Here is a 14,374-nt window from a genome sequence, read left to right as displayed (position 1 = left end):
AAAGCCGTTGCCACGAACGGGGATCGAATGTCCGATTCGCGAACGGTGACCTACCCACCGGCAACTCACCGGCCGGGGTCGTCGGCGACCTCGGGACGCGACCTCGCCTCGCCCGCCGATTCCTGAGTGCAGACTGAGAACAAGAGACGAAATCGCGGATAACAGAAGCGTCACGCTAGCATCGGCGACCGTGGTCGACACGATGGTGAGGGCGGACGGTGCGCCTACTGCAGGCGCGACACCCAGGACCTCGGGTAGACAGCGCGGCGACTGGGCCGGACCGATCGCCTTCCTCGCCGGGCTGCTGGGCGCGCTGTGCGCCCTCGCGGTGCCGTTGCTGCCGGTGAAGGTGGACCACACCACCCTGTCGTGGCCGCAGGCCGATTCGGCCCGCAGTGTCGACGCCCCATTGGTCACCTACGCACCGCTGACCTTCGATGCCACGATCCCCGGCCGGTCGATAGCGCAACTGAGCGCACACGGCGGCGTGCTGGCATCGACGCTGCCCGCCGGTGCGCCGCAACTGGAGAAATACGGGTTCGTCGCGCGGGTGCGACCGGTGCAGGACGGAAAGCCCGCGCAACTCGAGGTCGTGTTGCGCAATCAATCGCTGCTGAACGTGCCGATCGATGCGGTCGCCGACGGCACCTTGACCGTGCACGCCGATATGTCGTCGACCAAGGTCGGTGTCACCGGAACCGATATCGAAGGCGCCACCTTGCCGCCGGGTGACTGGCGGCCACAGGTGGTCGGCATCTTCAGCGATCTCCCCACGGCGGACGGCGCCAAGGTCGTCGTGCAGGTCGACAGCCGGTTCTCGGTGACGCCGACCTTTCTCAAGCGCGCGGCCGAAGTACTGGCTGTCGTCTTCACACTGGTAGCGCTGCTCGCGCTGTACCGGCTGGACCGCACCGACGGCCGGCGTGTGCGGCGGCTGTTACCACAGCGGTGGTGGAGGTTCACCGGCGTGGACGTCGTCGTCTTCGCCACGCTGCTGCTGTGGCATTTCATCGGGGCCACCACCTCCGACGACGGCTACCAGTTCGGGATGGCACGCACCTCGCTGGCGTCCGGTTACATGGCCAACTACTTCCGGTTCTTCGGCGTCCCGGAGAATCCGGTCGGCACGCCGCCGTACGACATCATCGCGCACATGTCGGAGATCAGCGTCGCGAGCCCGTGGATGCGACTGCCGACGCTGCTGGCCGCCGTGGTCACCTGGCTGGCGCTGAGCCGTGAGGTGATCCCGCGGCTCGGTGTGGCGGTGCGCCACGACAAGGTGGCGGTGTGGACGGGCGCGCTGGCCTTCCTGGCCGTGTGGCTGCCCTACAACAACGGGCTGCGGCCCGAGCCGGTGGTCGCCGTCTGCGTGCTGCTCACCTGGTGCCTGGTGGAGCGCGCCATCGCGACGCACCGGCTACTGCCGTATGCCCTCGCGATCCTGGTCGCCGCGTTCAGTTTCACCGCCGCGCCCTCGGGCATCATCTGCCTGGCGCCGCTGCTCGCGGGCCTGCGTTCGGCCGTGGGATTCGGTGTCCCGAGAGCACGCGAACTCGCCGGTGCGCAGGACGGAAACACGGTGCCGACCGGCGCGTGGATCCGGGCGTACGGGGCGCTGCTGGCACCGCTGGCCGCGGCCGGAATGCTGGTGCTGGCCTTCGCCTTCGCCGTCGAACCGCTCTCGGCGATGTTCGAGATGCAGCGCGTGCACAACATCGTCGGCCCCTCGGACCCCTGGTACAACGACTACCTGAACTATCAGTGGCTGTTCATGCCGTCGGCCGACGGCTCCATCGCCCGTCGCTTCGGCATGGTCGCGATGTGGCTGAGCCTGCTGGTCTGCGTCTTCGTCCTGCTGCGCAAGGGCGGGCGCATTCCGTTCACCGCCCCGGGGCCGGCGCGGCGGCTGCTCGGCGTGACATTCGGGGCCATGGTGCTGATGGCGACCTGCCCGACGAAATTCACCCACCACAACGGTGTCTACGCCGGCCTGGCCGGAGCGGTCGCGGTACTGACCGCGGTCGCGGTGGGGCCCCGCGTGATGCGCTCGCCGCGCAATCGCGCCCTGTTCGCGGCGGTGGTGGCGCTGGCGATGGCGCAGATCTTCACCAGTGTCAACCAGTGGTGGTGGGTCTCGAGTTTCGGTGTCCCGTGGTGGAACGAGCCACCTGCGGTGCTCGGCGTCGGGTTCAGCCGGATATTCCTGATCATCGCCGCGCTGTGCCTGCTGCTGGCGATCTGGTGGCATGTGCGGGCGCCGAAACCCGGCACACCGCATCGGGTTTCCCCGCGCGCCTGGCGCCTGGCGAAGTTCCCGCCGTTGATGGCGGCCGCGGCGATCCTGGTGGTGTTCGAGGTGTTCTCGTTCACCGCGGGCGCGGTGACGCAATATCCGGGATTCTCGCTGGCTTCCTCGAATATCCATGCGGTAGTGGGCAATCCGTGCGGGCTGGCGAACAAGGTCCTGGTCGAAACCGACCCCAACGCCTCGCTGATGCAGCCGCTCGTCGGCGACCAGTTCTCCACCTTCTCCAACGGCGCTCGCGGATTCGTGCCGAACGGCGTCGGTGACGTGATGTCACCCGACGAGAAGGAGGAGACCAGCAGTATCGCCAAATCGTTCGGCGACAAACCCGGCACCGGCGAGTCGGCCACCCAGACCGGCGGTGCTCCACTGCCTTACGGTCTCGACGCGGCGACCACACCGGAACTCGGCACCTACGGCGAGGAGGAGCCCGCCGATCTCGTCACCGGCTGGTACCGCCTGCCCGCGCAGCACGATCGCAGCGATATCGTCTCGATCGCGGCGGCGGGGCGCATCCAGGCGGTGGGTCCGAACAACGGATACGTCGGCGGTGAACCGGTGGAGATCGAATACGGCAGCACCGACTCCGCGACGAGCGCACACGCACTCGGACGGGTGACCCCGATCGACATCGGCCCGGCGCCGTCGTGGCGGAACCTGCGGGTTCCCCTGGATCGAATTCCCGCCGCGGCCAACGTGATCCGCATCGTGGCCAAGGATCACAACCTCGATCCGCAGCGCTGGGTGGCGCTGACTCCCCCGCGCATCCCGAAGACGCACACCCTGAACGATCTGGTCGGCTCGAAGCAGCCGGTTCTGCTGGACTGGGCCGTGGGCCTGCAGTTCCCCTGCCAGCGCCCCTTCGACCACAAGGACGGCATCGCCCAGGTACCGAACTGGCGCATCCTGCCCAACCGCCTGGGCGCCGCCGACACCACGATGTGGGAAAGCCACGCCGGCGGCGGACCCTTGGGCTGGAGTCAGCAACTGCTGCGCTCGCAAACCCTGGCCACCTACCTCGCCTACGACTGGGACCAGGATTGGGGCGAACTGCAACGCCTCAGCAAGATCGACCCCTCGGCCGTCCCGGCGACCCCGGCGGTCGCCCAGGAGACCCACGGCGGTATGTGGTCACCCGGGCATATCTACACCTGGTGACCGATTCCGCGGAGCCCGCCCGCGATCGGACTTCGCGCGTATCGCACAGCGCGCCCGCAGCCGGACGACAATGGTCTCCATGACCGCGAGTGTCGAACTGCGGGTGTACGCCGAGCTGAACGACTTCGTGCCCCCGGCCGCACGGTACGCGGCGCAGCCGCGGCCGATCCGTCCGCATCAGACCGTGAAAGATATCGTCGAGGCCGCGGGCATCCCGCATACCGAGGTCGACCTCATGCTGGTGAACGGCGAATCCGTCGACTTCGGTCATCATCCGCGGCCGGGCGATCGACTCGCCGCCTACCCGGTCTTCGAGACCCTCGACATCGGGCCGGCGACACGGGTCCGTCCCCGCCCGCTGCGCGATCCCCGCTTCATCGTGGACGTCAATCTCGGTGGGCTCGCCCGGCTCATGCGGTTGATGGGCCTCGACGCCCGGAGCCCGTCGGACACCGACGATGCCGCCCTGGCAACGGCCGCCGCGGAACAACACCGGATCATCCTCACCCGCGACCGCGGGCTCCTGAAGCGACGCAACGTGACCCACGGAGTATTCGTGCGTTCGAACCGGCCCGTCGATCAGCTCGTCGAGGTAATCCGCCGGCTCGATCTGACCGATCGGCTGAGGCCGTTCAGCCGCTGCCTGCCCTGCGGGGGCCTGCTGACCGACGTGGCCGAACAGGATGTCGCCGACCGGCTCGAGCCACTCACCCGCAAGTATTACGACACCTTCAGACAATGCCGGGAATGCCGCCGGATCTATTGGGAGGGTTCGCACCAGCGGCGGCTCGACGACCTCGTCACCAGAATTCGAGCCGCGGTCGGACCGGATCGATAGGGGCAACCACACCGCCCCGGCGTAGACACGACGCAATTCCTCCACCGGGACGGAAGCAGGCTTCTACAGCACCGGTGCCGCCGGTGCCGGGCACACTCTCACGCTAGATGCAGAAGCTGACGCTCGCCGATCCGACCGGAAGGTTGAGGCAAACGGAGAGCCACTGAATCTGCGTCGCCTGGGCTGTGTCGCTGGTCCCCGGCGTACCGGCCGCCGGGGCGGCGGCCGAAGCGATCGCGGGGGCGGCGACCCCCAGGGTCAACGTAGTGACAGCCGTCGCGACGGCAAGACCAATCCTTCGAGACATCACAGTTCTTTCGCAGGAGTCGGGACTATCACCCGCCTATTCTCCGCCCGGCGCCGCATCGATCACAAGTGACCGTCGGTACTCGACATGCCGAGGAATGCTCCCTGCCGGGCCGTCATCGGGCGGGGCCGGGTTAGATTGCCGGGCGAGAGCTGTAGTGAGGTGACTCGTGGGTGATCCCCCGGATACGGATGATTCGAGCGGTGCGCGGTTGCGGCTGCGGGTACTGGGCGGGTTGGCGGCCACCGTCGGCGGCCGGCCGGTCGATCTCGGGGGCTTGCGGCAGCGGACACTGCTGGCGGCGTTGATCGCCGCGTTCCCGCACGAGGTGTCCGCCGACCGACTGCTCGAGCAGGTGTGGCACGACGCCAGGGACCCCTCGGTGAACTCGCTGCATTTCGGCATCTCGACGCTGCGTAACCGGCTCGAGCCCGACCGCCGCCGCGGCGGCGGGAGCGTGATCGCCCGCTGCGGCACCCGCTACCTGCTGGATCTGCCCGCGGACCGGATCGACGCGCATCGATTCGCACAGCACGTCACCGACGCCGAATCCGCTTGTGCCACAGGTGATATCGATGCCGGTCTCAGGTCGTACGAGGCGGCGCTGGCGGATTGGCGGGGTGCGCCCTACGCGGACGTGGCCGATGCGGAATTCGTGCGCCCCGAGATCGTCAGACTGACCACGCTGGAACTGCGCGCCCGCAAGGCACTCGTGCAGTTGCGACTCGACACCGGTCGCGCCGATGCCGCGCTGGCCGACGCCGAGGACCTGGTGTCGGCGCACCCCCTCGACGAGCGGGTATGGGAGTTGCTGGCGCTGGCCCGTTACCGGGCCGGGCGGCAGTCCGAGGCCCTTGCCGCCCTGCGGGACATCCGCCGCCTGCTCGACAGCGAGCTCGGCATCGAGCCCGGTGTGCGGCTGCGGGAACTGGAGACTGCGATCCTGCGTCACGACGAGGATCTGCTCTCCGGCTCCGCGAGACGCACGACGGCCGCCCAAGGCTCGGTCGCGTCGGCTCCACAGATGCCGGTACCGCGCACCCAATTGATCGGCCGCAGCGGCGAACTCGACGACATCGGACGAGCCGTGCGCACCCACCGGCTGGTGACGCTCGTCGGCACCGGCGACGTGGGCAAGACCCGGCTGGCCCTCGAAACCTGCCGGCGACTGCCCGCGGGCGACGGGCCGTGGTGGGTCGACCTGGCACCGGTCGAATCCGACGAACTGGTCGCCGCCACCGTGGCCGCGGCTGTCCAGGTTCGCGGTGCGGCAACGCCGGATCGGCTCGCGAACGTCCTCGCCGACCGGGAATGCACGCTGTTGCTGGACAATTGCGAACATCTGCTCGACGGGGTCGCCGCCGTCGTGAGTGTCCTGTTGAGCCGATGCCCGCGCATCCGAATCCTGGCCACCAGCCGGGAGGCGCTGGCCGTCGACGGCGAACGCGTCGTCGAGGTCCTGCCGCTGGACGAGGCCGACGCCGTCGAACTGTTCGCCACGCGGGCGGCGGGTGTGGTCGACGGCTGGACACTCGACGAGCGGGTGCGCGAACCGGTGCGGCAGATCTGCGCCGATCTCGACGGCATTCCGCTCGCGGTGGAACTGGCCGCCGCGCAACTGCGGGTCTTGTCCGAACAACAGATCGCCGACGGACTGGCCGACCGGTTCACCCTGCTGGCGGGCGGCGCGCGCACCGCGCCGGCCCGCCAGCGCCGGCTGGCCGACACCATCGACTGGAGCTATCGCATGCTCGGCCCGGCAGAAGCCCGGCTGCTGCGTGAGATCGCCGTCTTCGCCGGCAGTTTCGACATCGACGCCGCAGCCGCCGTGCACGGCGCGCCCTCGCCGCTGGCGGTTCTCGAAACGCTGACGGGTCTGGCCCGTCGATCGCTGCTGCGAGTGCAGCCGGCGTCCTCGCCGCGCCGGTACCGAATGTTGCAGTCCATCCGCGAATTCGCTCTCGCCCGTTGCGAAGCCGACGAGCTGGTTCGGGTGCGGGCGGCGCATCGACGCTGCGTCCTGGAGCGATCGCAGCTGGCGGCCACCCACCTGCGCGACGCGCGGTCGGCACAGATGCTGGAGGCCCTCGCCGCCGATGTCGCCGAGCACCGCAGCGCGATCGCCTCGGCATTTGCGGACGGCGACCCGGGCCACGTCTTGCGGCTGGCGGCAACGCTCTACTGGTTCTGGTACCGGCGCGGCTTCATCGAGGAGGGCATCGAGGCGATCACGGGCGCGCTCTCCGCGTGTGAGCGTTGCGGGCACGAGGCCGACGGGGCGACACTGGCGGCCGCTCTGGCAGGTCTCGGCGGACTGTACTACCTGTCGGGCGATCCGGTCCGGGGCGCGGAATCGACCGAGCGAGCCGCCCGGGTGGCGACGGATGCGGGCGACCAGGCCACCGCCGCGTGGATGCGGACGTGGACCACCTACATGCACGCCGTGGTCACGGCGACGCCCGCGACGGCGGCCGCCGCCCGTGCCGCCGTCGCCGAGGTGAGTGCGGCCGGCCACCCGTGGCAGCTGGCCGAGGCGCTCATGATCGAGGGCATGATCCTGCGATTCGTGAACCGCCTCGACGCGGCACGGGACGCGCTGCGGGAGGCGGTATCGGTCGCGGAGCGATGCGGCCACCGCTGGCCGGTCGCCTCCGCGTCGTGGACGCTGGCTCGATGCGCGATGGACACCGGCGATCCGACCGATGCTCGCACGGCGTTGCGCACCATGCAGACGGCGCTGGAATCGGACGGCGACGTCACCTCGTGGCTGGTGATGGTCCATCTGGCCGCCGCGATCGCCGCGCGCAGCGGCCGTGCCGACGACGGTGCCCGCCTGCTGGGCGCCGTGCGCGCACTCGGCGGTCGGATCGGATTCCTTCCGGAGGCGATGGATCCGATGGATGCGCCGCGCGAGGCCGCCGCGGTGCGGGCGTCGCTGTCCGAGCGGGATTTCGACGCGGGTCTGGCGGCCGGCGCGGCCATGACACGCGCCGAGGTGAACGCGCTGGTGAGCGCGGTGGGCGCCGAGCCGACGAGGACGCTGAGCGGGAGCTAAGTTCGCGCTAAGCGGTGCGCGGTGTGCTGAAGACGTTCACCATCAGCGACTTCAGGAGTCACATGTCCAGCGTCTTCGATCCGCCCGCGCCGACCGGAACCGGGCGGCAACCACTGACCGGTGTCGCCCTCGCCGAGCGCCTGCGCGCGGCGGTCGCCGGTCGGGTCCACACCCCCGGCGAGGACGGATATCGCCTGTCGGCAACCGGGTTCAACGTCGCGACCGAGCACCGGGCGGCGGCCGTCGTCGTGGCCGCCGGCGCCGCCGATGTCGCGGCCGCCGTGAGCGTCGCGAACGCCGCCGGCTACACGGTCGCGGTGCAGGCCACCGGGCACGGGGCGAGCCCCACGCCGCCGCACAGCATCCTGATCGACACCGCGCTCCTGGACGCGATAGCGATCGATCCGGACGGGCGCACCGCGACGGTCGGCGCGGGCGTGCGCTGGCAGGAGGTATTGGATGCGGCCGCCCCGTTCGGACTGGCCGCGCTGGCGGGGTCATCGACCAGTGTGGGTGTGGTCGGCTATACCCTCGGCGGCGGTCTGGGCCCGATCGCGCGCACCTACGGGTTCGCCGCCGATCATGTGACCGCCATGGAGGTGGTGACCGCCGATGCGACGCTGCGCCGGGTCACGCCCGAGGCCGAGCCCGATCTGTTCCGGGCGCTGCTCGGTGGCGGCGCGGCCTTCGGAATCGTCACGCAGATGACCTTCCGGCTGTTCCCGATTCGCAGCCTGTACGCCGGCGGTCTCACCTATCGGATGGACGATGCGGCGACGGTGCTGCGAGCCTGGCGGAATTGGGTGGCGACCGTGCCGGAGGCCGTGACCAGCTCGGTGGCTGTCCTGAATCTTCCTCCGCTGCCCGAGATTCCGGAGCCGCTGCGCGGTGCGACGGTGCTGCACCTGCGCTACGCCCATGTCGGCGACGCTGCCGAGGGTGCCGCGCTGCTGCAGCCGCTGCGGTCGGTGGCATCACCGATGCTGGACACGATCGCCGAGATGCCGTATGCGGCACTCGCGTCCATCCACAACGACCCGGTCGACCCCATGCCCGCTGCCGATCGGTCCACCCTGCTGCGCGAACTGCCCGACGCGGCCATCGACGCGCTGCTGGAGGCCGCCGGTCCCGCACGCGGACTGCCGATCACCATGACCGAGATCCGGGCTCTCGGTGGCGCGCTCGCGCGAGAGTCGCTGTCGCCCACCATGGTTGCGGGCAGGCAGGCCGCTTTCAATGTCCTCGCGGTCGGCGTGCTGGCACCGCCGATCGCGGCGGCGGTCCCCGCGGCACTGGACACCGTGATCGATGCCTTCTCCGCGTGGAGTCTCGGCGCGGCCACACCGAACTTCACCCGCGATCCGCACGGCCGCAGCGCCGCCGAAACCATGGCGGCCTGGACCGCCGGTCAGCGCGAGCGCCTGGTCGAGGCGCGCCGCCGCTACGACCCGGCCGGCATGTTCGACCCGGCCGCCCGCTGGACCATGCCCGCCGCCCACTGACGGCCGGCGGGGACGCGGCATCCGGAAAGACCTGCCACTGGTCGAAAGACCCCGAGGGGTGCGGCAGGTCGATCCGGGTTTCCTATCAGCGGCCGTTCCAGACCGGGGCGCGCTTCTCGGTGAAGGCGCGCACACCTTCGGCAGCGTCTTCGGAAAACAATGCGGTGGACGCGATGTCGTATTGCTTGTCGAAGGCGTCGGCCGTGGTCCAGTCGGATGTCTCGTCGACGATGCGTTTGCTGCCCTCCAGGCTGAGCGGTGCGTTGGCGGCGATGCGCTCGGCCAGTTCCAGAGCCGCTGTGAGTGCTCGGCCCGGTTCGGCGAGGATATTGATCAGGCCGAGTTCGGCCAGCCGGGTCGCCTGCATGGGGTCGCCGGTGAGCGCCAGCTGCATCGCGATATTGCGCGGCAGGCGCTCCCGCAGACGCATGACGCCGCCGGCGGCGGCGATCAGGCCGCGTTTGGGCTCCGGTATGCCGAATTGCGAATCGCTCGCGGCGACAATCAGATCCGCGGCCAAAGCCAGTTCACAGCCGCCCGCGAGGGCCGGGCCTTCGACGGCGGCGATCAACGGTTTGCGCGGCGGCTTACCGGCCAGACCCAGAGCACCGCGATTCTCGGTCAGCGGGGCTTCTCCCCGCGCCATCGCTTTCAGATCCATACCGGAACTGAAGTAGCCGCCCGCGCCGGTGAGGACGGCGACGCGGACGTTCGGATCGGCTTCGAACGCGTCACAGGCCTTTTCGAGCCCGAGGGCCATGGCGTGATCGACCGCGTTGCGGACCTCGGGGCGGTTCATCGTGATGATCATGACGGGGCCGCGGCGCTCCACCAGCACGGGCGGCGGTGGGGGCGCGGGCAACTCGTGGCGTTGCGTGCCCTCGAAGGTGATATCGCCGTCACCGATCGTGGCGGACCGGCCCAGCGCATCACCGTCGCGCAGTTCGGCGACGAGATCGGATCTGTTGCTGCGCACCAGCACTCGCGTGCCGTCGGGGGCGATCAGGCTGATGATCGCCGCCTCCGGCTCGCCGTCACGTCCGTAGGGCAGTGTGTAGGCCTCGACCACCGCCGGTCCCTCGTACTCGGTCCGGACCGGACGGGCGGGCGGATTGTCGACGACCGGCCGCAGATGGGCGTAGGGCCGCTGCGGCGGTGTGGCGGAATAGATGCCCAGCGCATGCTTGGTGACGTACCAGCCGAGTGAGGTGCTCAACCCGAAGGTATCAGGGTCGGCGCGCAACTGCGCGACCATGGTGGCGATCGCGTGGGTGCCGTAATTGTTGCCCGGCCCGCCGCCGAAGGTCAGTCCGCCGGTCACCGAGAGCGAGCGTTCGGGATCGTCTGTGGCGAGCCCGAGTTCACGCGCCGCGATCTGCACCGCGACCGGGAAGCAGGAGTACAGGTCCACGGGACCGATCCGGTCGATGGTCAGGCCGGCATGCTCGAGCGCAGCCGCGCCGACGGCCCGGATCGCCGGGGAGGCAGCCAGTTCCGCGCGTTCGGAGACGAACCATTCGTCGTGCGCGCTGGCGCCGGCGTGGACGAACACCCATTTGTCCTGCGGGATTCCGGCCGCCTCGGCAGCGGCGGCGCTGCACAGCACCAGTCCGGCGGCCATATCCACCTGCAAATTGGCGCACAGCAGTTTGGTGTACGGGGCCGATACCGTCCGGTTGTCCGCGGTCGGTGTGGTCAATTCCGGCGCGCTGAACCGTTGCGGCAGCCAGGCATTCGGATTGTCCGCGCCCACCGCCGACAACCGCGACCACAGCTCGCCGATCGCCTCGAGATGCTGCTTCGGATCGCGGCCGAGCCGATGCCGGTTGGCCGACTCCATGAGCGCGTACATGTAGATGGGCGCACCCAGCCCGACGGCGATTTCGGCGGCGTTGTTGGCCTCCTTGTCGATCCCGGCGATACGGGTCGGCTCCACCTCGGGGCCCTGTTCCGGCCACGTCACCTCGGTGCCCGCGCGCTGCGCGGCGGCCATGGTGGCGCCCGCTTCCGCGCCGGTCACCAGCACGATCTCGTAGGTGCCGTCGGCGATCGCCTGTGCCGCTTCATTGACCAGCAGCTGGCCACCGTCGCCACCGTAGGTCGAGGACTGCACGGTATCGGCTCCGTCAGCGCCGACCGAACGCACCACCAGGGCGCCGAGATCTCGATACTTCCAGGAGGCGCTGGCGACCGCGAACACCGCGTCGGCGGCCGAGAGCAGCGACTGCCCCACCCCGGCATCCCGCGCGGCCAGCCGCAGTGCTCGCACCGCCAGCGCCGCCGGGTCCTCGGCGGTGTTCGGCTGATGCTGCACCAGCTGTCCGGCACCGACCAGAACCGGCGTATTCGGTGCGATCGTGCGACCGGACGCCTTGTGCAGCACGGGTTTGCGCACCGATTTCGCGCCGGTGAAGGGCCCCGCCGCGGCGATACGGTCCGGCACACGGTCCAGTGATTCCCGCAGGGCCTCCGACAGGCTTCGCACCAGCGAGGCACCCAGCGGGCCGTCGACGGGTTGTCCCGACAGCCCGGCGTCGAAGTAGGCGGTCGCCCCGTTCCCCTCGGCACGCACGGTCAGCCAGAAGCCGAGGGTCAACCCCATCGGCCCGGCGCCGCGCAGTACCAGCGCGGTCTCGTCCACCGCGACCACGGTCCAGGCGACTTCGGCCGGGATGCCCATGAACTTCACCTGCTGAGCGAACTCCGATCCGGGGTACACACCGCTCGGCGCCTCGCCGCGGAAGGCCGCGTGCATGGTCAGCCATTCGGCGAACCGGCCCGGATCGGTCAGATAGGCCGCGACCTCGGCCACCGGACGGTCGAGATGCTTGCTCGCGTGGGCCCGTTTGCCGAAGTCCGCGAGCCCGTCCGGTGGGGTGTACGCCTCGGAGACGGCCGGGCCGGTGGGAGGCGTGGCGGGCCTGCCCAGCACTCCCCCGACGATGTCGCGCAGAATCGCCGGATCGCTCGTCACGGCGTCGGCTAGTGCGCGTACCGCACGTACTCGAGCGCGCGCCTGGCGCATCACCTGGGGAAGTCGACCCACGTCAGCCACTACCTAGCCCTTTCCATCGGCGGAACTATTATTTGCGAAATAGTTCCGTGGAACTATTAGACGGATAGTGGTTCCACGTGTCAAGATGACCTCGTGACCAGACCCGGTGCGCCGCTGTCCAGCCTGCTCAGCCGCGCGATGACCCTGCTTCCGCAGTCGGCGCCCAGCGACGACGCGACGGACGCGCGGGTCCTCGACGCCGCGTTGCGAGTCCTGGCGCGCCGCGGCACCCGCGAGGCGACCATGGACGACATCGCGGCCGAGGCCGGGGTCGGCCGCACGACGCTGTTCCGCCGCTACACCGGCAAGGACCAGCTGTTCGAACGGGCGCTGGCTCGCGATATCGGCCGCATCCTCGCCGACCTCGCCGACCGCTTCACCGAAGTCACCGATCCCACCGAACAGGTGGTGCTCGGCTTCCTCACCGGGCTCGGACTGGGCGACCACATCCTGTTCCGCGATGCCGACCCACTGCGCCGAGCCGAACTCATCCAGGCTCTCGGCCAGGGCGATCCTTCACCGATCACCTTGGCCTTCAACGCCATTCGCGCGAATATCGGCAAAGCCCAAGCGGACGGCAAGATCCCGGTCCGTGACCCCGACGCCCAGGCCGACGCCCTGGTGCACCTGATCATCGGCTACCTGGCCACACCGAGCCATGCCATCGATCTGACCGATCCCGCGGCGGCCGAACGCGTCGCCCGCGCCGCCGTCGCGCCGATCCTCACCGGAACCATCGACTGATCCACACCCGTCCGGGGACGTCCCGCGACGACATCCGAATACACCGTCCCACCGCCTGTCCGCGGTGGCGCCGGTCGCTGCCCAGCGCCCGAAAGCCTCACGCGCGCATCCGATCCCGCACATCTCAGGAGTGATCATGACTGTCACCTACACCGACCCCTACCGCACGCCGGAACGTCTCGCGCTACGCGAGGCGGTGGGCGATTTCGTTCGCCGCGAGGTCGCGCCGCATCTCGACCGGTGGGAACGCGAGGGGGCTCTGCCCCGCGAATTGCACCGGGCCGCGGCGAAATCCGGGTTGTACGGCATCGGCACGCCCGAGGCGTACGGCGGTGACGGCGGGGATCTCGTCGACATGACCGTCGCCACCGAGGCGTTCATCGAGGCCGGCGGCTCGTCGGGCTGCCACTCCGCGCTGTTCACCCACGGGATCGCGCTGCCGCACATCGTCGCCGCCGGCGACGCCACCCTGATCGACCGGTACGTGCGCCCGACCCTCTCCGGGGACCTGATCGGTTCGCTCGGGGTGACCGAGCCGGAGGCGGGCTCCGACGTCGGATCCGTGCGCACCACCGCGGTCCGCGACGGCGACCACTACGTCGTCAACGGCGCGAAGCTGTTCATCACCTCCGGCACACGCGCGGATTTCGTCACCACCGCGGTGCGCACCGGCGGACCGGGCGCGAGCGGCATCAGCTTGCTCGTGATCGACACCGGCACTCCAGGTTTCAGCGTGTCGCGGAAGCTGGAGAAGATGGGCTGGTTGTGCTCGGACACCGCCGAGCTGACCTTCACCGATTGCCGGGTACCCGCCGCCAATCTGGTCGGCGCCGAGAACGGTGGATTCGCGCTGCTCGGTGCGGCTTTCGTCACCGAGCGGGTCAATATCGCGGTGCACGCGTACGCGATCGCGCAGCGCTGCCTCGATCTGACCCTCGACCACGTCCGGCGTCGGGAGAGCTTCGGCAAGCCGCTGATCGCCCGGCAGGTGGTGCGGCACAAGCTGGTCGAGATGCGCCGCCGGATCGAGCTGGCCCGCACCTTCACCCGCCAGGTCGCCGTGCGCGCCACGGCCGGCGAATTCGTCGTCGGCGAAGCCTGCCTGGCGAAGAATTCCGCCGTCGCGGCCGTCAAACACGTCGTCGACGAGGCCGTCCAGTTGCACGGCGGCATGGGGTACATGCGGGAATCGGAGGTGGAGCGCCATTACCGTGACGCGCGCATCCTCGGCATCGGCGGGGGCGCCAGCGAAGTGATGACGGATCTGGCGGCGAAGCTCTTCGGCTACGACAGCTGAGAAACGTCAGTCCATCTCCTCCAGCACTCGGCGCAGGACCTTGCCGGTGGCATTGCGCGGCAGTTCGTCCAGGACGACCACATCGCGGGGAACCTTGTAGCGCGCCAGGTTCG

At 69.7% G+C, this 14,374-nt stretch carries 7 protein-coding genes; 6 read left to right on the top strand and 1 reads right to left on the bottom strand.

All coding sequences use genetic code 11. From position 1 onward, the window contains the following. The first annotated feature begins 190 nt into the window (after nucleotides 1–190). The 4 genes from A5789_RS01835 (at nucleotide 191) to A5789_RS01815 (ending at nucleotide 9,165) form a co-directional block, all read left to right on the top strand. Nucleotides 191–3,463: an arabinosyltransferase domain-containing protein gene (locus A5789_RS01835; RefSeq protein ID WP_064905424.1), complete on the top strand. Its 3,273-nt coding sequence runs from the start codon at nucleotides 191–193 to the stop codon at nucleotides 3,461–3,463. A 79-nt stretch (nucleotides 3,464–3,542) separates the two neighbouring features. Next, entirely contained in the window at nucleotides 3,543–4,301 is a 759-nt protein-coding gene (locus A5789_RS01830; protein WP_063011813.1) for a Mut7-C RNAse domain-containing protein, read from the top strand. A 476-nt stretch (nucleotides 4,302–4,777) separates the two neighbouring features. Beyond that, on the top strand, nucleotides 4,778–7,663 hold the full coding sequence (locus A5789_RS01820; RefSeq protein ID WP_227462644.1) for a BTAD domain-containing putative transcriptional regulator: 2,886 nt from the start codon (nucleotides 4,778–4,780) through the stop codon (nucleotides 7,661–7,663). 62 nt (nucleotides 7,664–7,725) lie between these two features. Beyond that, complete coding sequence (locus A5789_RS01815; RefSeq protein WP_064905470.1) at nucleotides 7,726–9,165, top strand: FAD-binding oxidoreductase; 1,440 nt, start codon at nucleotides 7,726–7,728, stop codon at nucleotides 9,163–9,165. An 85-nt stretch (nucleotides 9,166–9,250) separates the two neighbouring features. Here A5789_RS01815 and A5789_RS01810 read toward each other — a convergent pair whose 3' ends face one another. Then, the gene (locus A5789_RS01810; RefSeq protein ID WP_227462643.1) at nucleotides 9,251–12,139 is read right to left on the bottom strand and encodes a crotonase/enoyl-CoA hydratase family protein; all 2,889 of its coding nucleotides are present in this window, start codon (nucleotides 12,137–12,139) and stop codon (nucleotides 9,251–9,253) included. 174 nt (nucleotides 12,140–12,313) lie between these two features. Here A5789_RS01810 and A5789_RS01805 point away from each other — a divergent pair, with 174 nt between their 5' ends. Both A5789_RS01805 and A5789_RS01800 read left to right on the top strand, forming a co-directional pair. Continuing rightward, nucleotides 12,314–12,964 (top strand): TetR/AcrR family transcriptional regulator, encoded by a 651-nt coding sequence (locus tag A5789_RS01805; protein WP_030516325.1) that lies wholly within the window; start codon nucleotides 12,314–12,316, stop codon nucleotides 12,962–12,964. A gap of 136 nt (nucleotides 12,965–13,100) precedes the next feature. After that, nucleotides 13,101–14,261 carry an acyl-CoA dehydrogenase family protein gene (locus A5789_RS01800; protein WP_063011807.1) on the top strand — a complete coding sequence of 387 codons (1,161 nt, stop codon included), beginning with the start codon at nucleotides 13,101–13,103 and terminating at the stop codon, nucleotides 14,259–14,261. The last annotated feature ends 113 nt before the right edge of the window (nucleotides 14,262–14,374 follow it).

The organism is Nocardia sp. 852002-51101_SCH5132738 (assembly GCF_001665695.1).
In the GTDB taxonomy this organism is placed as follows: domain Bacteria; phylum Actinomycetota; class Actinomycetes; order Mycobacteriales; family Mycobacteriaceae; genus Nocardia; species Nocardia nova.
The sequence above is the reverse complement of the archived record's forward strand: the minus strand, read 5'-3'. Positions and strand labels throughout refer to the sequence as shown.